We start from the raw sequence: 20,963 nt of genomic DNA, 5'->3' as shown, positions 1-20,963 counted from the left end.
TTTCTGCTCCTTAAGGTAACGCAGGGAATATATTAACCCACTGTTTATTGACCGGTTCGCCACTTATCGTCAGCTGTTCTATCTGTGCAGCGCGCCCCGCCAGCACAAACCAGCGTTGCTCACGTAATACTTGCTGCAACGGACGCTGATAAAAGTCACTGCCATAATCTTGAATAGCAGGCGCAAGGGGTAAATTCTGCGCATTTAAAAAACGATAGCGCCGCATAACGTCGGCAACGGTTTGAGTGGCATCAAGATTCGGCAGTTGAGTGATATCAATCAACCAGCTTTGCTCAGGTTGATACGCTAGCGCTTGCCATTTGGGCGTACCAGTACAGGCCAAGGTGCTGCTGACTTTGATGTCGTAAAAATTGCGGCGGATCCCATCGGCGCTGCTCAGTTGGTACTGCACAAACTTATCCAGCCCAGCACCAAAACCCGTGTTGCTGCTTGCGCTGGTGTTTGTCCATTGCAGTGTGTGTCCGTTGACCTTAGGGGCATCGACCACACTGAGGGTGCACACCGCTGCCTGCTCGGACGTTAACAGCATGCTGACGCCGTACTTAGCAACGATTTGCGGCTCAAGTAAGGCGGGATCAGCAGGTGTACTAGGTTGCGGCTGATTATCATAGGACGCATACATATCATCGCTGTAAAGCAGTTGCTGCTGCGCCGGCGGATACGCGACATTTTGCGCGTAATCTTGGGTTGGAATAAAACGAATATTCTTCGTCAGTTCGCCGCTGTCAGCCGCAGTATTTACATAAAGTGTCAACGCCGACGGCGCGGCGGCAAAGGTAAACTGTGTAATCGTCTCATATTGCGCCGATGAGGCCAGCGACAACATATTTTGCTCTGCCGACGTTAGCCAATCCGGTCCAGTGGCTGGCGGTGAAAGATAGTGCACCATAGCGCCTTCGGCACCATCATAGCGCCGGTATAACCACGTTTTATCAGCGCCGCCTCGCGATTTCAGCAGATAACTGAATGGCTTGTCGGGGATTGGCGAGAGTTCGAGCTGTAAATCTTCATACTGCACGCTCACGGTTTTACTGGGATCGGGTGTCAGGTTAAGTTTGACCAGTTTTGCACCGTGGTAATGGGCCGTCGCGCGAAACTCAGCGACTTGAGCTAAGAGATCATTTGGTGCATTCCAGCCAATAAGCAGATTTTGCTGCACAGATTGATGGAAACCATCCTGTTCTGGATAACTGTAACTGCCTACCTTGCTCAGTTGCAGCGGCAGCACTGTGCCATCCGCGCTGTGTGCCGTGATATCGGTTAAGCTAAACCCACCTTCGGATTTAAAACCTGAAAAGTCATGCTGATAGGTTAGATTTAATAGGTCATCTTGCTGGTAAAAGTAACCCGCATCATAGGCAAATACGGCATCAATGGCTAAGGTCTTATTGATGTCATCCAGCACAAAGTCAGGCTGTTTTTGATACTCAAAGGCTGGGAAATCATAATCAAAACCTAAACGCTGCGTCAGATCGCCCAACTGGCGCTGCTGTGGCAACATAATAACGTTGCTGCGCACTGTGCCCTTATAGCCGTAGCGCTCAAACGGCGCTTCTGCCACTAGAGCTAACTGCGCTAACCAACCCCGCTCACGTTCTAACATCAGCTGACCGTAGATTTTGGCTTGCTCGCCGTCACTTTCAACTTTGGCTAACACATGCGTATCAGTGACTTGCAATACAGTAAGTTTGGCATTGGCGTGGCCTTGATAGGCAGGAAGCGCGACGACCGCCCCCGCTTTGGCGGGTATAGTGTTAAGAAAGGCCGATGAACTAAAGAGCTTTTTCAACTCCTGCTCAAGCTCTGCGCCGCGTTCAGCCAGCAGCGCCTGCCATACCGGTTTGTTTAATGCAGTGAATTCTTTAACGCTGCCATCGTCTAGATTTAATGTAAATTCAAATCCCTGCGAGAAAATAGCGTGCATTTCAGGATTACGATCGGCCCGCTGGCCACTACTGACGCCGCTCCCTTGGCCATCGCGCATGTTCATGTAATCGACGTACACTTGAAACCGACTGTTTTTGCCCGTTTCGAGGACTTTATAACGCAGCAATTGATGTGAGCTAGTATTAACCGTTTCGGTGCGGCTACCATTATCTACTGTGATGTTGGTGGTGCTATACAGCTGATACGAGCGCTCTTCTCCTTTTTCTGGCGTAAACTCAACATCAGCATCCCCAAAAGAACAGGCCGATAATAAACAGCATGCAACTACGCTAACCAAGTACTTCATGGTTATTCCTTGTATCTTAAACAAATAGTAAGCGCCGCATTATGCCCTTTCATGCCCAGTAAATAAAATGCTTTGCTATTTTGCCTATCTAGCACAACACCTGAGTGCGCGACTAAAGCCTCCTTTTTAGATAGTCGCAGGTACAGCAATGCCAATCTTAACTAACACTTCTGCTGTTCGTTTTGCTAAAAAGATATTTGCCCAAAGCAAGATAATTTTGTCGTCAGTTTGCGGCTTGAATTGTCATTGCTTCCCCAGTGACACGCCATAAACTCGTCCCTGATGGCTCGACGGCGGCATCCATGCCGCCAACGGTCACTGTTGCAACAATGCCAATCCTCACTAACCTTATCGCTGTTCGATTAGCTAAAAAGCTATTGCCCCAAAGCTTGCTAGCATTCATTTAGTGAATCGAAAACTGACGAATGAATTACCCTACAAAATCTCATCTATTTACCAAATATATGGCTCTACCGTAAAGCGACTAACAATGTATGGGTATAGTCGTATTTAAATTTAGATGCTTTTGAGTGTTTTTACTCTCATTTGTTTGCGCGTTTATCCAGCCTAAAATTAACAAACCCCTTTAAAATCATTTGCATATACTTTCCAAAATTAGTTAATAGGTTTGGAAAACGCGCATGCGCGTTTTTCCAGTTGGTGTCTTGGATGAAAGGCTGATAAATTCTCTTTAATACATATAGTTAACACTGTGCGCGTTTTTACTGGTCTAATGAGGTAAACAGCGCAGCGCATAAATACTAAGACGTTACATGTGAATATGGAAACATCACCGTTCTACAATGAAGTGCATGAGTTGGCTTTGAGTCTTGTAAATTCACAAGACCAAACCAAATCGTACTGGCGTTTATATGAAAAACTACGAGTGGTTTGTGAAAATCATGCTGGCTCTAAAAGCGACCATCCCTTTCAGTGGGAGACGCTCGCTGACTTCACGCTGGACGATGTAGCTGCGTTAGAAATTTATGCTAAGGCTTTAGAAACTGCTGAAATTTTAGGGTTGGAGCAATATTCCGCATCAATCCAGCTCGCCATGGCAGAACGTTATCTTCAGCTAGGAAAACCAGATTACGCGTTAAAATTTGCAAACTCAGCTAATGAAACTGCTAAAGGCACGAAGGACTTAGACCTTCGTAAGGAAATAAGCGAATTTCTACTGGAAATCTGTAGAAACATGTAACAAGGCGTAGCAACACGCCGCTGCGCGGCTGGACAGTTTGTAAGTCGCGCTTATGTGGTTTTGCTGCGCAAAAGTATTCCACAACGCACAGCTTACAAACTGCCGTTGTGCTTAATGTTAGTTTTTAGGTTAACCAAATGATACTTAGTGCAGCGATTAACATTGCTAACCGAATAGTGGCTTTAGCGATCATTATTTTCCTTTTCGCTGGAGGTTATTTATCTATTTTTTCAGATGTCAGAGTTACCGTTGATAACTCATCAGGTACATGGATCTTCAGTTTGTATGTGTTTTTATTAGTGTTCGGGTTGTTTTCATTTGGTTGTATGTATTTTTTAAATAAAAGTAATTTTTCCGACGTTCGAAAAAACTGGAAAAACACACACTTTTTAGTTTTACCGATAGTTTTTGCTGGCTGGCTAGCGGCAGCTACATTTGGCGGATTGCCCAAGCTTTTGCATCATTTCTATGCAAGTGACGGCACCACAGAGCTAACTGTCGTAGAAATGGAAAGTGTAATCTTTAAAGGCCGATGTGCTCCAAGAGTTGTTGTAAAAGAAGTCACTTTTTTTATCAAACAACATATTTGTTTATCAGAGTCTGTTTACGGTAATCTTGAGTTAGGTTCGAAAATACGAGTTTTTGGGCAAATATCACCTTTTGGTATAGAGGTCGCGAAAATTGAAAACTAATCGGGTAGCCGGAGGTATTTAGCCTCCAGCCCCCACACCACCCTGCATGTGGCTCCGCACAGGGCGGTTCATTTAGAACGCCTAACCTGTTTTCTGGTTCGGATAGTGAACCGCGATCCATCCATCTCTCAGTGAATACAATCCTGCTTTCTTAAGATACTCATTACTCAGCGCTTGCTGTATCCCTGGTGTTTTCGAGCTTCGCCACGGCTCTTTGCTTGTAATTCCACAAGCAACGGCCGCTTGGATCCTGACGCCACGTTTGAGTAAGTTTTGTACCTTAGTCCGTGGCTTTCGCCATTGACGCCAGTAGCACATACGTACTTGACGACGGATCCAGTGGTCTAAATCGACACACCCTTGGTAAGCGTTGGCTATGCCAAAGTAGTTGATCCGGCCTTGCATGTATTGCCGCACTTTAAACAATTGATAGCTCATGCTCACGCCCCAATTGCGGTTTGTCAGTCGCCTTATCTTTTGTTTAAAGATGTGCAGTGTTTTGACATGCCACTGGATCTTTCCGCAGTTAAAGGTAAACCCTAGGAACTTGCTTTGGCCTACCTTAACCACTTGGCTTTTCTGTTCGTTAACAACCAGTTTTAGCTCAGTGGCAAGATAGCGAGTAATACTCTTGAGGACACGTTCGCCCGCTCGTTGAGACTTGACCAAGATGATAAAGTCATCCGCGTAGCGGGCGAAGTGATGCCCTCTGCATTCCAGCTCTTTATCCAGACTATCCAACATGATGTTTGATAATAATGGTGAGAGTGGGCCACCCTGAGGTACGCCTTCGAAGCTTGCTTCAAATTGGTCGTTGATCATCACGCCAGCACGCAGGTATTTACCAATAAGCGCCAGCAGACGCTTATCCTGTACCTTGCTCCTTAACTGAGTCATTAAGAGATCATGATTTACTCGATCAAAGAACTTGGACAGATCAACATCGACGGCAAATTTGCGTTTATGTTTGATGATATCCCTGACTTGCAAGACTGCTTGTTTGGCGTTCCTATTCGGTCTAAAGCCGAAGCTATTAGCCGAGAAGGAAGGGTCAAACAACGGCGTGAGAATTTGAGCAATTGATTGCTGTATCACACGATCAATGACGTTAGGGATACCCAGTTTGCGTTTACCGCCATCGGGTTTGTCGATCTCTACGCGTCTGACTGCTGAGGGTTGATATTCACCTAACTCAAGTTGAGATTTACACTGTTGCCAACCGCCTTGCTGCACCCAAAGCGGGAAGGCTTCGATACCAGCCGCGCCATTATTGGCTTTAACCTGTCGCCAAGCTCGGTGTAAATTCTCAGGCTGAAGCAGTTGTTGGAATAAATCGCTGTTGAAGGCTGGTTGCTCATTTACGGTGGCCATTAGATCACGTGGTTTCGTCGTCTTGTCCCCTTACTTAGTGGGGGAGGCCCTGCCAACTCACCTCTAGCCTACGCCTCATATGATGTTCTTGTTCATCAGCTCGCAAATTTGCTAGCGGCTTCCTTCAAACCAATCCTCGCGGATAAGCCCTTGCCATTCGCTAGTAGTTAACGTTTAATAACAGTATGTTATTGAACAGTGACCTTCCTACAGAGGACTTTCACCTCATTAGTTCATGCCCATGCTGGGCGTACACAAAACGTGCCAGCGGGACAAAGTGCTGCGCACTTCGCCCCTTCACTTGGCGTTATGTTTTCAAGGCAAAGTATGACTGAAGCACCAGAATACCGTGAGTTTACTGGCACACAGAAAGCGTTCGACGAAATTCTGAAAGAAAATATTCTGACTCGAAGAAGACTGTTACTATAGTTGGTCAGCGTATCGATGGTGCTTACACGTTTTTTGTTTACAAATGGGATATCACTGATTGGGAATATATTGGTGAAGGGTACTGGTCGCCTTCTGGAATAGGTGGTTTTTTCCAAGATTTAGATTCAGCTAAAACAGAGGCTTATCTGAACCTATGAATTTAGTGATAACCTCTGAAAAACATAACAAAGCGCTATTGTCGCCGTTATCGTGGCTGGGACGGCATACGCTACTCTTCAGCCGCCCCAAAGCTTGGCGTTATACAACATTCAATATTTGGATAAATTAATGGGATTATTTTCAAGTGGAACAAGCAATTCACCTGTTTTAAATTGGGAAGCATTGAAAAATAATGGTGGTTTGGGATCTAGTAAATATACATACAGAACCAAGGTTCCTGGTGGGTGGCTAATATCTTCATTCGTTAGTGAAGGCATCGAAGATAGAGAGGACAGCCACATCTTTTTGTGTTTTTTAGCTTCTTTGACTAAGCTTTACATTATCTTGGTTTTGTCTGTGTGGAGCTTGTGATGACCTCGGCCAGAAAGAAATAGAAAGGACAGCCACATATTTTGGAGTGTCTTATGACCTCAGCCAGAAGACAGTTAATTGATGCCAATGCAACGCCTTTCTATCATGTGATAAATCGCTGTGTTAGAAGGGCTTTTTTGTGTGGTGAGGATAAACTCACGGGCCGCAGTTATAAGCATCGTCGCGGCTGGATTGTTGATAAAATCAAGGTATTATCTGCGATTTTCTGCATTGATATTTGCGCCTATGCGGTGATGAGTAATCACTATCATTTAGTGCTTAAAATTGATGCCGACAAGGCGAAATCGCTAACGCAAAAAGATATTATTCGTCGCTGGTGTCAAATCACTAAAGGCCATGCCGTCGCTACTAAGTATATGAATGGTGATGCTTTAATCGACGGTGAAGTGATGTTACTTGATGCATTACTCGCCGAGTGGCATGAGCGACTGAGCAGTATCTCTTGGTTTATGCGCTGTTTAAATGAAGAAATTGCCCGTAAGGCCAATCGTGAAGATGAGTGTAAAGGCGCTTTTTGGGAAGGCCGTTTTAAGTCACAAGCCTTGTTAGATGAGCAAGCACTACTGGCGTGCATGATGTATGTCGATTTAAATCCTATTCGAGCAGGGATTGCCGACTCTTTGCAATCCTCTGATTTTACATCGATTCAGGAGCGCGTGAAGGCACTTAATCCTCATATCAACGCGCCAAAACTGGCCAAAACTACAGCAGATAACCTACAGCCAATATCACATAAAGCCCTCGCAAAATTTGATGGTTCAACACTTCTGAGTCAGCAAACGGGTATTCCGTTTCATTTTGCCGATTATCTTGAGTTAATAGATTGGACGGGACGAGCTATGCGCCTTGATAAAAAAGGCTATATCGATAATGAACGGCCAAAACTGCTCAATGAATTAGGCATTTCGCCCGATGCGTGGCTCACTTCAGCCAAAGAGTTTCGACGTCAATACAGTGGCATAAGTGGTCGATGGGATAGCATGTGCGAGTTTAAAAAGCAGCACAACAGCGGCAAATGGTGTAAAGGTAAAGCCTCAAGCCAAGCATTACATCCTTAAGCGCATCATGGCCGACGATTCTGCGCTTAGAATTGTTTTTTATCCGAAATGAAGATAATTTCGCGCAAAAAATAACACGTTTTTGTCCAATAAGAGTGGTGCCTATAATCGTTAAGATTAGATCGGCGATGTTGCACAAATCAGTGAACTAATCGGTGTTGCCATGATCAGATCTTCTGACTCACCTTCAGGACGGCAACATGGGCAAATCAATACGTAAAATCGTTAATTGGAAGCAATACAACCAAGCGTTAGTGAACCGTGGTTCGCTCACCTTCTGGGTGGATGAAGCTGCAGTAAAAGCGTGGTACTGCCATGAGCATCATGGCGGGCGTGGACGCGGGTTTAGCTATAGTGATGTGGCGATTGAAACCGCGTTGATGGTCAAAGGCATCTTTAATTTATCGTTGCGTGCGCTAGAAGGCTTTCTCAACTCATTATTTACATTGATGAATGTTCCACTAATATCACCTGATTACACCGCTATCAGTAAACGCGCTAAGACAGTCAATGTTCAGTACCGCAACCCCAGTCGCGGACAGATAGCGCATGTTGTTGTCGATGCCACTGGCCTGAAAGTGTTTGGTGAAGGCGAATGGAAAACGCGCAAGCATGGCAGCGAAAAACGCCGCACATGGCGCAAGTTGCACTTAGCCATAGATGCAAGCACTCACGAAGTCGTTGCAGCTGAAGTCAGTCTTGTGTCAGTAGGCGATAATGAAGTACTGCCGACTTTGCTCAATCCTTTACGGCGAAAGATAATGCAGGTATCGGCAGATGGGGCTTATGATACAAAGGGTTGTTATCAATTACTGCGACGTAAAGGCTGCAAAGCTACCATCCCCCGCGCTCAAATGCGGGGTTATGGGAAAAGGGGCATCCACGCAATGAAGCCGTAGAAGCACTGAAAACGGGTCAGCTGAAACAATGGAAAATCGATAACGGCTATCACCAGCGCTCTCTAGCAGAGACCGCCATGGGCCGATATAAACAGTTGAATAGTCCAATGCTAAGTTTACGTGATTACAATGGGCAAGTTGCAGAGGCATTGGCTGGTGTGAAGGCGATGAACAAAGTCATTAGACTGGGTATGGCCGTTCGCCAGCAAGTTGCTTAATCGGCCAGAAGTCTTGGAACGATTACGTTCTATGAAATGATTTAATCAACAACGCCGATTAGATCTAGTCTTTAAAACCTAGAGGTTACGCATGCGCTCGATCGGTGAGTCAATGCCATGGCAAGCCTGTGCATGTAGATACCAGCCAACGCTAATCCCCTAAAAAAAAACCAAAAGTCGCAGCCACCCTAGACTACTTTCATACACATTTAAGTCCAAAATCAACACAGTCGATTTTACAATCTAGAGCCCTCAATGTGCGCTACTTAAAAAGATCCCAATAGTCACAGTCATATTCACAGTCGCAATGTGCGTCACATGAAGTACGAAAGCCAAAACCATAAGGCGGAATAGCAGATAAGACAAACCCACTCCCCTTTTTAAATATAAAAAGAGGAGTGATAGTTTTATTCAATAGATATCAATCAAGCCAACTTAAAGGCTTTTATTTTGGGGAGATGTGCGGCGAGTTGGGGGAATTTGTGGGGCTGAACGTCATCCCAATCAATCGAATAATAGGCGCTTAATTCACTGGCGAGTTGCTGATTATCAAACATCTCATCATTAACCGAAAATATGCACATGGCCTTGTGGGTATTCTTTTCACGAAATTGCGACACGCACTTATTAGCAATGTCGGCATACTCTTCTGGGCGGTCAATCTTGCCCTGCATATTCTCTTCTGGATGCAAATTGGGGTTAATCAGCACAGATTTAAGCCCATTTAAAAAACCAATGCGTTCGGCCCAATAAGCGCCGAGTCCTACGCCGACCATTAACGGCGCGGGATCGTCGCTATGCTTCATTTGCTTAGCGACTTCCTTGAGCAAGTGTTGCATGTCGTGCTTAGGGTGCAAGGTGCTGTAACTGACCAAACGAACGTCAGGGTCGATAAATTGCAACTGACGCATTTTTTCGTGATTACCTGGGCTAGTCGCATCAAATCCATGAAGATAGAAAATCATATCAAGGCCTTTTAATCATTTTTGATTACAGTGAATTAACTAACCCTAGCAAAAGAGTGCTCTCACACCTTGCGCTATATCAAACTTTCGCCTGTTGGGCCAAACAAATTTGCTCGGCAAGCTGCTTCGCATTTTCCCAACGGGCCGTATTATCGAGCGCTGCAGCCGTTTGTGCGGCATTGGGTTTAAGTAAACTTGCAGGATACTGCGGCGCGCTCGCAGGCCAGGTAAAGCCATCCAGCAGCGACATCACGCCCGCATTGTCATTGCACACCAAAATCATATCGCAACCGGCAGCTAACGCCGCGCTGGCCCTTGCACGGTAATCGCCCGCAAATCCAGCGCCTTGCATGCAGAGATCGTCGGAGAAAATCACCCCGTTAAAGCCAAGCTCTTTGCGCAGCACTTGTTTTAGCCAGTATTCGGAGAAGCCCGCAGAGTTCGGGTCGACTTTAGGATAAACCACGTGCGCGGGCATCACGCCTAATAACTTTTCTTTTGCAATCAAGTCTTTAAACGGCAGGATATCCTTAGCAAAAATCGCCTCGGCATCGCGCTCATCAATGGGTTTCTCGTAGTGCGAATCCGCCACCACACTGCCGTGTCCGGGGAAATGTTTACCCACAGCGCCCATGCCTGCGGCGGCCATACCCGCAATAAAGCTTTCGGCCAGTGTAATCACCTCGGCAGGCTCAGGGCTAAAACTGCGTTTACCTATGACTTGACTCACGCCGTTTAAGTCCAATACGGGCGCGAAACTTAAGTCGATATCGCAGGCCAGTAGTTCAATCGCCATCAAGAAACCGAGCTCACAGGCCCAGCGTTTGGCTAACGCTATATCACCTTTTGCCGCAGGTAAAATGTCGCCCATGGCGGGAATAACGGTAAAGCCATCGCGGAAGCGTTGTACTCGACCGCCCTCATGATCGACGGCAATTAATAGTTCAGGGCGAATTTGGCGTATCTGTTGTACCAGACGGATCAACTGATCACGGCTTGAAAAATTGCGGGAAAATAGAATTAAACCACCCACCTGTGGATGGCGTAGCATCTCAGATTCTGCCTCACTGACGTCCAACGACAGTAGGTCCAACATTAAATAGCTCATACTTCTCCCTAAAAAATTTCATTAATACTCAAAAAACAACCACTCAAGCCATAAGTAGTCCGCGCTCACAAAAATGCTCAAAAAAGCGAACCATCTGCCCTTGTAGCGCTTTTAAAGCCTGTATTCTTGGCCATAAAATGGTCAGCAAAAAAGTCCCAATTAAGTTCAGCTTATCCGAACCATATCGAATTAAAAAAACTAATGTGAATTGTCACACTAATCTATGGGATACTGAGGTTAGAGTATCACACAAGCAGATTTCGCATGAAAGAGCGCCGCCATTGACCAGAGTTCACGTTGAAGATTAGCGTGCTTCAATCTGCAGAGCGAGCAATCCCATGCACTCAGACTAAAATAATAAACAAGACACAACAGGACTTCTATCATGATTAGCGTATTTGACATGTTCAAGATCGGCATAGGTCCATCGAGTTCACATACTGTCGGCCCAATGAAAGCGGGCAAAATTTTTATGCAAAACCTGACTGACTCAGGACTCGTGACCCAGATTGATGAATTAAGAGCCGAGCTCTTTGGCTCCCTCGGCCAAACAGGCAAAGGCCACGGCACGGGCAAAGCAGTGATTTTAGGCTTAATGGGTGAAGACCCAGAAACCGTAGACACTGACAGTATCGACGGCATTTTAGAGCACGTCTCTAAGGACGAAACCTTAACCCTGCACTGTGGCAAAGTGGTTAAATTTACCCGCGAGCAAGGCATTACCTACCACAGACGCAAAACCTTGCCAGCACACGCCAACGCCATGACCTTATACGCTTATTGTAAAGATGAGTGTATTTTTGAGCGCACTTACTATTCTGTCGGCGGCGGCTTTATCTTAGATGAAGACGAAATCAGCCAACGTAATGCATCACCTGCATCACCAATCGAAGCGGCCCCTTTTGATTTTGGTAGCGCAGCGCAATTATTAGAATTGTGTGGCGAACAAGGTCTGAGCATTTCTTCTTTGATGATGGCGAACGAACTGAGTTTAGCCACAGAAGATGAAGTCAAAGCCAAACTGTGGAACATTTGGCAGACGATGAAAACCTGTATCGAACGCGGTTATCAAAAAGAAGGCATTTTACCTGGAGGCTTAAAACTGCGTCGCCGCGCCCCTGCCCTGTACCGTCGTTTGAAAGCCGAAGGCCGTAACAACGTCGATCCATTAACCGCAATGGATTGGGTTGATTTATTCGCCCTGTCAGTAAACGAGCAAAATGCGGCCGGCGCTCGCGTCGTGACGGCGCCAACAAACGGCGCTGCGGGAATTATCCCTGCAGTATTATGCTATTACGATACCTTCGTACAAGAAGTGGATATAGATGTCTGCGCCCGTTACCTGTTAACCGCCGCCGCGATTGGTATTTTGTACAAGAAGAATGCCTCAATTTCTGGCGCCGAAGTGGGTTGCCAAGGTGAAGTTGGCGTAGCCTGTTCTATGGCTGCTGGCGCACTGACTGAAATCATGGGCGGCACGATTGAGCACGTTGAAAACGCAGCTGAAATCGGCATGGAACATAACTTAGGTTTAACCTGCGATCCTGTGGGCGGCCTAGTGCAAGTGCCTTGTATCGAACGAAATGCCATGGGCGCGATCAAAGCGATCAACGCCTCTCGTATGGCCCTACGCGGTGACGGTCACCATAAGGTTTCACTGGATAAAGTGATCAAAACCATGATGGATACCGGCAGAGATATGCGCAGCAAATACAAAGAAACCGCCAAAGGCGGCCTAGCGGTCAACATTGTTGAGTGCTGAGTGCTGAGTGTTAATCCACTCCCGCTAATCGCTTAAACTGCATCATAAAAAATGCCACAACTCACTGAGTTGCGGCATTTTTGTTTTAGCTCATCGGCGTGACTGCTGAATCGACGATTCAGGGCTTAAAGTACAAGCTATGGAACTTAAGGTGTTCTTCAATAAAGCTCGCGATGAAGTAGTAGCTGTGATCGTACCCCGCTTGCATCCGCACATCTAAGGGATAGCCCTTAGCATTGGCAATGTCCACCAGCGATTGTGGCATCAATTGGGTGTCTAAAAAGCTATCGGCTTCACCTTGGTCAATCATGACTGGCACCTCGGCAATGGCGAGCTTGAGCAACTCACTGGCATCGTACTGGCGCCAGTGTTCACGATTCTCACCTAAATACTCACTGAAGGCTTTAATGCCCCAAGGCGCATTACTTGGATTCGAAATCGGACTAAAGGCCGAAATAGAGCTGTATCTGTGTGGATTACTCAGGCCAATCACCAAAGCACCATGGCCGCCCATCGAATGGCCAGAGATGGCGCGCTGGGTAGTCACCGGAAAATGCGCTTCAATCAACGCGGGCAACTCGTGGACTATGTAATCGTACATTTTGTAATGACGATTCCACGGTGCTTTGGTCGCATTGAGGTAAAACCCAGCGCCTAAGCCTAAATCGTAGGCTTTGTCCGCTGCATCGGGCACATCGTCACCACGAGGACTGGTATCAGGGGCAACAATCGCCATCCCAAGTTCAGCCGCCATGCGCTGGGCGCCAGCCTTCTGCATAAAGTTTTCATCGGTGCAGGTTAAGCCTGAGAGCCAATACAGCACAGGCACAGGTTTATTCACCGCTTCAGGTGGCAGATAAATCGCAAAGCGCATCTCGCAGTTTAACGACTGAGATTGATGGCGATATTGCTTATGCCAACCGCCGAAACTCTTGTTACAACTGATATTTTCTATGGTCATACAAGTCCTTTTAAGCTCAATCTTTTAGCGCTTGGTCATAGCGCTTGCCTTAGAGTTTGTCATGGCATTTGTCTTAGCGTTAGTCATCTGCTCAGTGAACACAGCAGACAGATTGTCACCTGTCTGCCGATTTGTCACATCAAGCTGAAGCATCAATTGACAGTGCGAAACCGCTTATTTATCAAAATGGATCACGCTGCGGATGCTCTTACCTTCGTGCATCAGCTCGAACGCTTCATTGATTTGCTCAAGCCCCATAGTGTGAGTGATAAAGTCATCGAGCTTAAACTCACCCGCCATATAACGCTCAACAATGTGTGGCAGTTCAGAACGCCCTTTCACGCCGCCAAAGGCAGAACCACGCCACACTCGGCCAGTAACAAGCTGGAATGGACGGGTTGAAATCTCTTGCCCTGCACCAGCAACACCGATGATCACCGACTCGCCCCAGCCCTTATGACAACACTCTAAAGCGCTGCGCATCACGTTGACGTTGCCGATACACTCAAATGAGTAATCTACGCCGCCGTCGGTCATCTCAACGATCACCTCTTGGATGGGCTTATCGAGTAATTTAGGGTTGATGCAATCGGTCGCGCCGAGTTTTTTGGCTAACTCAAACTTAGACTCGTTGATATCAATGGCGATAATGCGGCTGGCTTTTGCCATAGTCGCACCAATGATCGCCGATAAACCAATACCGCCGAGGCCGAAAATCGCCACGGTTGCGCCTTCTTCCACTTTGGCCGTGTTCATCACAGCGCCCATGCCAGTGGTTACGCCGCAACCTAACAGACAAATTTCTTCTAATGGCGCGCTCTTATTGACTTTAGCCAATGAGATTTCAGGCAACACGGTATATTCAGAGAAAGTCGAGCAGCCCATGTAATGGAAAATAGGTTTGCCATCGAGATAAAAACGCGTGGTGCCATCGGGCATTAAGCCTTTACCTTGGGTCGCACGAATTTTTTGGCACAGGTTAGTTTTGCCCGATAAGCAGAACTTACACTCGCCACACTCAGGGGTATAAAGTGGGATCACATGATCGCCCACTTGCACGCTGGTCACGCCCTCACCCACTTGCTCAACGATACCGCCGCCTTCGTGGCCTAGAATCGCCGGGAATACCCCTTCTGGATCGTCACCGCTCAAGGTAAAGGCATCCGTGTGACACACGCCTGTGGCCACAATGCGCACTAAGACTTCGCCCGCTTTTGGTAACATCACATCCACTTCTTCAATCTTCAGTGGTTGTCCTGGTCCCCAAGCAACAGCGGCCTTTGATTTAATAAACTGCGGTTTTTCGTTCGACATTGTTACCGTCCCTTGATAGGTAATAGGAGAAAGTTATTGTTGTAATCGATTCTACTTAAGCTAAAGCATCTTGGTTCAAACATATTGGCTCAAACATACCGACTCAGCATACGCTGATACCGATTGCACTGATGCTACTGCACTGATGCTAATGAATAGTAAGATTGTATTTGTTTCTCAGCGAGAGACAATCTAGTATTCAAGCAATTCATTTTTACTGAGCAACAACAATGTACCTCTGGGATGGCATTTCTGAATTTGTCGCAGTGGCCGAAGCCGAAAGTTTTACCTTAGCGGCGCAGCGACTGAATATCTCCACTGCCCACGTGAGCCGCCAAGTCAGCGCCTTAGAGAATCGCCTCGGCACTAAGCTGTTTTACCGCACCACCCGCAAAGTGTCGCTAACCGAAGAAGGCACCATTTATTATCGTCATTGCCGCCAATTACAAACGGGGTTAGAAGAAGCCGAGCGCGCCATCTCAAACCTAAAGGACTCACCCCAAGGCTTAGTCAAACTCACCGCGCCCGTGGCCTATGGCGAAAAATTTATCATGCCGTTACTCAATGATTTTATGGTGCAATATCCCAGTGTTGAGTTTAGCGTCGACCTCACTAATCGCACCTTGGACTTGATTGAAGGCGGTTACGATCTGGCGATTCGCCTCGGCAAACTCGCCGACTCGAGTCTGATGGCCAAACCCTTAAGCAGCCGTACTCACTATGTGGCCGCCTCACCGAGTTATGTGGAAAAGTACGGTCAGCCCCATACCTTATCTGAGCTTAACCAGCACAACTGCTTGATTGGCAATCACAATTACTGGCGCTTTGTGGAGAATGGCCGCGAGCGCAATATCAAAGTGCGCGGCAATCTCAATTGTAACAGCGGCTACGCACTCAGGGATGCGGCGCTAAAGGGAATTGGTATAGTACAACTACCTGATTATTATATTGAAGATGATATAAATGCAGGACGTTTACTCTCCTTACTCGACGGTCACCGCGAAGCCAAAGAAGGCATTTGGGCGCTCTATCCACAAAATCGCCACCTGTCGGCCAAGATCCGCGTATTGGTCGATTACCTCGCCGAAAAACTCATCGAACAGGACTAATCTTTTTCTGAACAGCCGGTTGTTGAGCAGTATTTTGTGGAGCAGTCTGTTGCTAAAAAATCTATTGCTGAGAGGTTTATTGTGGAGCCGTCTGTTGTTGAGCGGATTACTCAGTTCGAACAAACGAAGCTATAACAGACAAGACGCCGCAAACTAGCGCCAGTTTTCCCGTAAAGTGTAATACAACATACCTAACGCCAGCGCTTGATTGCCAAACCATTCATTTAACGGAATACGGATATGGCGCATGCCGGCAAACAAATCAAATTCACGTAATTGTCCATCCATCGCATTGGCCATGATCTCAGCCATAATGTGTGATGTCGCCACCCCATGCCCAGAATATCCTTGGCAATAGAATACATTAGGCGATACTTTGCCGAGCTGCGGGATACGGTTAATCACAATTCCCGCCATTCCCGCCCACGCAAATTCGATATCAACGCCCTTTAATTGTGGAAACGTGCGCTCAATTGCAGGCCGTAATTCCGCCGCCACATTTTTAGGATCGCGGCCGCTGTAATTAGTGCCACCGCCGAACATCAAGCGTTTATCTGCGGTCAGGCGATAGTAATCCAGCACAAAGCGACAATCGTACACGGCTAAATCCTGCGGATTAATCTGCGAAGCGATATCATCGGGCAGAATCGCAGTGGCACAATTGCCTAAGGACGCTGGAAATAACATGCCGCGCAGTTGAGGACGCGCGAGTTTATGGTAGGCATTCCCCGCGATCAGCACGCTATTGGCGCGCACTTTTCCCTTGGCGGTGACAACGGTAGCAAGATCGCCTTCTTCAATATCGAGCACGGGCGAGTTTTCAAAGATCAGCGCCCCAAGACCTGCTGCAGCGCGGGCTTCACCCAGGCATAAATTGACTGAGTGTAAATGCATGTTGCGCCGATTAACTAAGCCGCCGTGATACAAGGGCGAGCCTAAATAGGCGGGTATTTCATCGGCGGAGACCAAGGTCATAAACTCACCCATACCGCGACGCTGCGCCTCATCATGCATAGCCATAAGCTCGTGCATATGCTGCATCTGGTAAGCGGTTTGAATATGACCAAACTTTAAATCACAATCTATGCCGTACTTGGCCACCCGATTTTTAATAATGTCGTGACCGCGCCAACGTAAATTCCACACATAATCTTCAGCTTCATTGCCAATTTGGCGGCGCAGCTGTTTTGTCATCGCTGCATCGCCAGACAAACTGCCCGTCACCTGCCCGCCGTTGCGTCCGGTCGCGCCCCACGCAACTTTGTTGGCCTCAATAAGCGCCACCTTGTAGCCCTTCTCGGATAATTCCAGCGCCGTTGCTACACCGGTAAACCCACCACCGACAATCGCCACATCGACGCGAATGTCACCTTCTAACTGAGGATAATTCGACTCTTGGTTTATGGTGGCATTGTAGTAGGAGGCGCAACGCTCTGCTGGCATAGTCATTCCTTGATGTTGAAAGTTCAGTGTTAAAAGTTAAATATTAAATGTTGAGTGTTGAACGTTAAGTACTAAAAACTGTGTGCTGGTAATGGGTGTTGAGTCTTAGTTTATAGGCACGAGTGTTAACACGTTTTCCGCCGACGGTTGTTTTATATTTTTTACAAGCGTTCAGAATTTGAGAGTATATCTGAGTTGAGATCGAGGTCAACAGTGGATTGAGTTAACCGCTTGCTGGACATAACAAAGGGAGTTGGGCTGGCTCCTGCTTGACGAGCCTGAAATCGAAAAGCTTGAGATGAAAGTATCTGAAATGGCGGCCCTGTGATTATGGAGCTAGAGATTAAGGAGCCAGAGATTAAGAACATGAGCTTAGGCGCCGAATATTAAGGCGTGGCTCATTTTATCTTTTAAGCCTTATGCTTTTTGCTGGTTTAAGATAGGCTTGTGCGGCGCCATACTCTTTTAATCTCAACTGCCTAGAGTCCATTATGTCACTATTACCCATTGCCCAGCCACTTAGCCAACTGCCGTTTTCCCAAGCGTGCGAAAACAACAAAGCGCCGATTTTAGCCGTATTAACGCAGGCATTCTCACTCAACCAACATATACTCGAGATCGGCAGTGGCACGGGCCAACATGCCGTATTTTTTGCAACAAATCTTCCCCATTTAATCTGGCAAACCAGCGATCAAGCTGAGTATATTGAGATCATTAGCGCAAGGTGCGAGCAAGAAGGCAAGCTACCCAATGCTGGGGCAAATCTAGCTTTACCGCTTATCCTTGATGTTACCGCGCCATGGCTGGTGGAGGGATTAACACCTGATATTGATGGCGTATTTACTGCGAACACTTTGCATATTATGAGCAAAAATATGGTTGAAGCGTTTTTTACTGGCCTTGGTCTGTATCTCCCCCAGCTCAAGACCCTGTGCATTTACGGCCCCTTTAACTACCAAGGCGAATTTAGCAGTGATAGCAATCGTCAATTCGATGCCTTTTTAAAACAGCGCGATCCCGCCAGCGGCATTCGCGATATCGAATGGATTTGCAGTTTAGCCAGCGAGCAAGGCTTAACACTCGAGCAAGATGTGGCTATGCCCGCAAATAATCGATTACTGCATTTTGTTAGAGGCTAGCATTTTGTTAGGGGCTAGTTTCTTGTTAAAGGCTCATTTTTTGTTAAAAGCTAGCTTTGGTTTAGTCCGTTTTGACCTCGGCGGTTCTGTGTCCGTAGCTCAGCACTCGTGTGGCTTTCCACTGTTCGCCCTGTTTGCGCCACACAATGACAAAGTCGGCTAGGCCATCACAGCTGCCGGTTTCAAAGCTGCAAAAACGGTGAACACCAAAGATCAAATAAAAGTGTCAGTTTCGTGGTGAATGCTGCTAACCACAACCGAGATACCCACCACCATACTGTTACTAAAGAGTAAAATTTACATAGTCTTTACACAAAAGCGGGATCTGCACTCTTGATGCACTATTTAAGAATAATTATCATTCGCCAAAATTACCCAAGGAAGAATGATATGTCCCGATTTATCCGCCGTACTCGCCTAATCTGTCACGCATCTGCCACAAAATCGACTCTTACGCTGAACCGCCTATCACGCGCCATTGGCTTAAGTCTGTTATTACCCGCAGCCTGGGCAAGTGCCGCAACGACTCAAGATGCCACGCCAGAAATGGAACGTATGGTGATCACAGCTACGCAAACTCAGCATTCGGAACTGTCGGCGCCCGCTTCTGTGTCTGTGATAAATCGCAGTGAACTCGAAGCGCTAGTGATCGACGATCTGGCCAGTGCAGTGCGTTATTTACAGGGCGTGAACATCAGTGAAGGCACGCCCTATGGTCGCAATGAAATTAGCCTGCGCGGACTGGATTCGGACTACACGCTGATCTTAATCAACGGTCGCCGAGTCAACTCCCGCGAAGCGCTAACCTCCAGTTATGGCAACGATTTTGACTTATCATCCATTCCAATGTCTGCCATTGAGCGTATCGAAGTCGTGCGCGGGCCTATGTCCTCCCTGTATGGCTCCGAAGCCTTAGGCGGCGTGGTTAACGTGATTTTGCGCCAACCCACTGACGACTGGCAGACCAGTGTCGGCGTGCAATACGATACGCCCACCAGCGGCAAAGGTGGCGACAGCACTAAGTACAATTTCTACACCAGCGGCGCGCTAATCAAAGATAAACTACTGGCAAACTTAATCGTCGACAGCAATCAACGTGATGCCTGGCGCTCAGATTTAAAACCCACAATCGATGCGTTAGAAGACAGAGATGAAATCAGCGCCCTCGCTAACCTGCAATGGTTGATTGATAGCCAGCAAGATCTGCAATTTGATTTAAGTTACGCCAACGACGAACGCGAGTCGGATTGGAATAACTACGGCACTATCCTCACCAATAACCAGCAAGCCGAGCGGATAAGCTCGGGTTTAACCCACAATGGCCACTGGAATTGGGGCGATACTCGCCTGCGCTATTACTATGAAAATGTTGAGGTAACTGACGACTCAGCGTTAATCGCCGAAATTGGTAATATCACCCAAACCAACCACAATCTCGACGGCCAAACCACAGTCCTGCTTGGGGATCACATGTTAACCAGCGGCGCAGAATACCGTTGGACTCAACTTGAAAACAGCCGCAACATTTTAGGCGATGGCACTTTAGACGACAGTCAATCGGCCTTGTATCTGCAAGATGAATTTAGCTTGGGCGAACTCAATATCACTTTGGGCGGGCGTGTCGATCACCACGATGTGTACGGCACCGAATTTAGCCCACGCCTGTATTTAGTGTATAACTTAAGCTCTGAATGGGTGATCAAAGGCGGCGGTGGCAAAGCCTTTAAAGCGCCAAATATGTCACAGTCTCAAGCCGATTATATTATCCCCGCTTGTCGCGGCGCCTGTACTGTTGCGGGCAATCCCGATCTACAGGCCGAAACCTCAGTGAACTACGAGTTATCGACCCAATATCAAACCACAGATTTTGGTGGCTCGATCACCTACTTCCACAATGATGTAGAAAATAAAATCATCACAGAAACTTGGGATAGAACGCCCGGTGCAGTATTAACTTACCAAAACGTGAACGAAGCTAAGATTACTGGTTGGGAACTGCAGGCTTGGTACGATGTAAGTGACACGGTCAGCATTAGCGGTAATTACAGTAAAACCGATGCCGAAGATAAGCAAAATGGCGCGCCTTTTACCTTAACGCCGGATGACAGCTACAACCTTAAACTGCAATGGCAGGCATTGGAGGGCTTATCCACCTTTATCGCCTACCACTATACTGGCGATCAGTATTTGCGCACCAATGTAAAATCGACGGGTTATGGTTCACTCGACCTAGGCGTAAATTACCAAATCAATCCTATGTTCAGAGTCAAACTCGGCGTCACTAACCTAACGGATGCTGAGCGCGACCAAGTGGCTACCGATCTGGATTACATCCAAAAGAGTCGCAGTATTTATGCGGGCGTAACGGCAAGTTTCTGATAACAATCTGCCACACATGGATTTATCTAGGTGAAAACGGGCTTGCGAAACTATCGCAAGCCCGTTTTTTATGAATTCAGTTTTAAGCTGTCGAACTTTTAGAACACTT

General features: G+C 47.0%; 14 protein-coding genes and 1 pseudogene. 8 read left to right on the top strand and 7 right to left on the bottom strand.

The genetic code is table 11. The annotated features are described in order from the left end of the window. Nucleotides 1–10 precede the first annotated feature (10 nt). On the bottom strand, nt 11–2,254 hold the full coding sequence (locus tag OX890_RS11385) for a hypothetical protein (RefSeq protein ID WP_268649223.1): 2,244 nt from the start codon (nt 2,252–2,254) through the stop codon (nt 11–13). A 775-nt stretch (nt 2,255–3,029) separates the two neighbouring features. Between OX890_RS11385 and OX890_RS11380 the strand changes: the two genes are divergently transcribed. Both OX890_RS11380 and OX890_RS11375 read left to right on the top strand, forming a co-directional pair. Next, entirely contained in the window at nt 3,030–3,455 is a 426-nt protein-coding gene (locus OX890_RS11380; protein WP_126491813.1) for a tetratricopeptide repeat protein, read from the top strand. A 137-nt stretch (nt 3,456–3,592) separates the two neighbouring features. After that, nucleotides 3,593–4,147, top strand: coding sequence for a hypothetical protein (locus OX890_RS11375; protein WP_126491812.1), 555 nt, complete (start codon nt 3,593–3,595; stop codon nt 4,145–4,147). An 81-nt stretch (nt 4,148–4,228) separates the two neighbouring features. Here OX890_RS11375 and ltrA read toward each other — a convergent pair whose 3' ends face one another. Then, nucleotides 4,229–5,518: a group II intron reverse transcriptase/maturase gene (gene ltrA, locus OX890_RS11370; protein ID WP_268649221.1), complete on the bottom strand. Its 1,290-nt coding sequence runs from the start codon at nt 5,516–5,518 to the stop codon at nt 4,229–4,231. A gap of 1,013 nt (nt 5,519–6,531) precedes the next feature. Between ltrA and OX890_RS11365 the strand changes: the two genes are divergently transcribed. Together OX890_RS11365 and OX890_RS11360 are read left to right on the top strand one after the other, a co-directional pair. Next, nucleotides 6,532–7,557, top strand: coding sequence for a transposase (locus tag OX890_RS11365; protein WP_126491810.1), 1,026 nt, complete (start codon nt 6,532–6,534; stop codon nt 7,555–7,557). Nucleotides 7,558–7,757: 200 nt separating this feature from the next. Further along, nucleotides 7,758–8,674, top strand: a pseudogene (locus tag OX890_RS11360) (IS5 family transposase). A gap of 425 nt (nt 8,675–9,099) precedes the next feature. Here the strand turns inward: OX890_RS11360 and ycfP are convergent. Together ycfP and nagZ are read right to left on the bottom strand one after the other, a co-directional pair. Beyond that, nucleotides 9,100–9,639 carry an alpha/beta hydrolase YcfP gene (gene ycfP / locus OX890_RS11355; protein ID WP_011846961.1) on the bottom strand — a complete coding sequence of 180 codons (540 nt, stop codon included), beginning with the start codon at nt 9,637–9,639 and terminating at the stop codon, nt 9,100–9,102. Between the two features lie 79 nt (nt 9,640–9,718). Further along, the gene (gene nagZ / locus OX890_RS11350) at nt 9,719–10,747 is read right to left on the bottom strand and encodes a beta-N-acetylhexosaminidase (protein WP_126491808.1); all 1,029 of its coding nucleotides are present in this window, start codon (nt 10,745–10,747) and stop codon (nt 9,719–9,721) included. Nucleotides 10,748–11,132: 385 nt separating this feature from the next. Between nagZ and OX890_RS11345 the strand changes: the two genes are divergently transcribed. After that, complete coding sequence (locus OX890_RS11345) at nt 11,133–12,509, top strand: L-serine ammonia-lyase (RefSeq protein WP_006086305.1); 1,377 nt, start codon at nt 11,133–11,135, stop codon at nt 12,507–12,509. 118 nt (nt 12,510–12,627) lie between these two features. Here OX890_RS11345 and fghA read toward each other — a convergent pair whose 3' ends face one another. Continuing rightward, complete coding sequence (gene fghA, locus OX890_RS11340; RefSeq protein WP_268649220.1) at nt 12,628–13,470, bottom strand: S-formylglutathione hydrolase; 843 nt, start codon at nt 13,468–13,470, stop codon at nt 12,628–12,630. 174 nt (nt 13,471–13,644) lie between these two features. Further along, nucleotides 13,645–14,784: an S-(hydroxymethyl)glutathione dehydrogenase/class III alcohol dehydrogenase gene (locus tag OX890_RS11335; protein WP_006081880.1), complete on the bottom strand. Its 1,140-nt coding sequence runs from the start codon at nt 14,782–14,784 to the stop codon at nt 13,645–13,647. Between the two features lie 230 nt (nt 14,785–15,014). On the opposite strand from OX890_RS11335, the gene OX890_RS11330 reads away from it, so the two are divergent. Then, complete coding sequence (locus OX890_RS11330; protein ID WP_012587517.1) at nt 15,015–15,893, top strand: LysR family transcriptional regulator; 879 nt, start codon at nt 15,015–15,017, stop codon at nt 15,891–15,893. A 153-nt stretch (nt 15,894–16,046) separates the two neighbouring features. Here the strand turns inward: OX890_RS11330 and OX890_RS11325 are convergent, their stop codons facing one another. Further along, entirely contained in the window at nt 16,047–17,336 is a 1,290-nt protein-coding gene (locus OX890_RS11325) for an NAD(P)/FAD-dependent oxidoreductase (protein WP_268649219.1), read from the bottom strand. A 491-nt stretch (nt 17,337–17,827) separates the two neighbouring features. On the opposite strand from OX890_RS11325, the gene OX890_RS11320 reads away from it, so the two are divergent. Beyond that, entirely contained in the window at nt 17,828–18,475 is a 648-nt protein-coding gene (locus OX890_RS11320; RefSeq protein ID WP_126491805.1) for a DUF938 domain-containing protein, read from the top strand. Between the two features lie 390 nt (nt 18,476–18,865). Continuing rightward, entirely contained in the window at nt 18,866–20,854 is a 1,989-nt protein-coding gene (locus OX890_RS11315) for a TonB-dependent receptor domain-containing protein (protein ID WP_126491804.1), read from the top strand. The last annotated feature ends 109 nt before the right edge of the window (nt 20,855–20,963 follow it).

Source organism: Shewanella sp. DAU305 (genome assembly GCF_026802235.1).
Lineage (GTDB): Bacteria > Pseudomonadota > Gammaproteobacteria > Enterobacterales > Shewanellaceae > Shewanella > Shewanella baltica.
This window is presented reverse-complemented; position numbering and strand designations above follow the sequence as displayed.

Bases quoted from the DNA above. Each gene is read 5' to 3' on its own strand.
- nagZ (WP_126491808.1), bottom strand. From the start codon at position 10,747: ATGAGCTATTTAATGTTGGACCTACTGTCGTTGGACGTCAGTGAGGCA.
- OX890_RS11320 (WP_126491805.1), top strand. From the start codon at position 17,828: ATGTCACTATTACCCATTGCCCAGCCACTTAGCCAACTGCCGTTTTCC.
- ycfP (WP_011846961.1), bottom strand. From the start codon at position 9,639: ATGATTTTCTATCTTCATGGATTTGATGCGACTAGCCCAGGTAATCAC.
- OX890_RS11325 (WP_268649219.1), bottom strand. From the start codon at position 17,336: ATGCCAGCAGAGCGTTGCGCCTCCTACTACAATGCCACCATAAACCAA.
- OX890_RS11375 (WP_126491812.1), top strand. From the start codon at position 3,593: ATGATACTTAGTGCAGCGATTAACATTGCTAACCGAATAGTGGCTTTA.
- OX890_RS11330 (WP_012587517.1), top strand. From the start codon at position 15,015: ATGTACCTCTGGGATGGCATTTCTGAATTTGTCGCAGTGGCCGAAGCC.
- OX890_RS11385 (WP_268649223.1), bottom strand. From the start codon at position 2,254: ATGAAGTACTTGGTTAGCGTAGTTGCATGCTGTTTATTATCGGCCTGT.
- OX890_RS11365 (WP_126491810.1), top strand. From the start codon at position 6,532: ATGACCTCAGCCAGAAGACAGTTAATTGATGCCAATGCAACGCCTTTC.
- ltrA (WP_268649221.1), bottom strand. From the start codon at position 5,518: ATGGCCACCGTAAATGAGCAACCAGCCTTCAACAGCGATTTATTCCAA.
- OX890_RS11335 (WP_006081880.1), bottom strand. From the start codon at position 14,784: ATGTCGAACGAAAAACCGCAGTTTATTAAATCAAAGGCCGCTGTTGCT.
- OX890_RS11345 (WP_006086305.1), top strand. From the start codon at position 11,133: ATGATTAGCGTATTTGACATGTTCAAGATCGGCATAGGTCCATCGAGT.
- fghA (WP_268649220.1), bottom strand. From the start codon at position 13,470: ATGACCATAGAAAATATCAGTTGTAACAAGAGTTTCGGCGGTTGGCAT.
- OX890_RS11315 (WP_126491804.1), top strand. From the start codon at position 18,866: ATGTCCCGATTTATCCGCCGTACTCGCCTAATCTGTCACGCATCTGCC.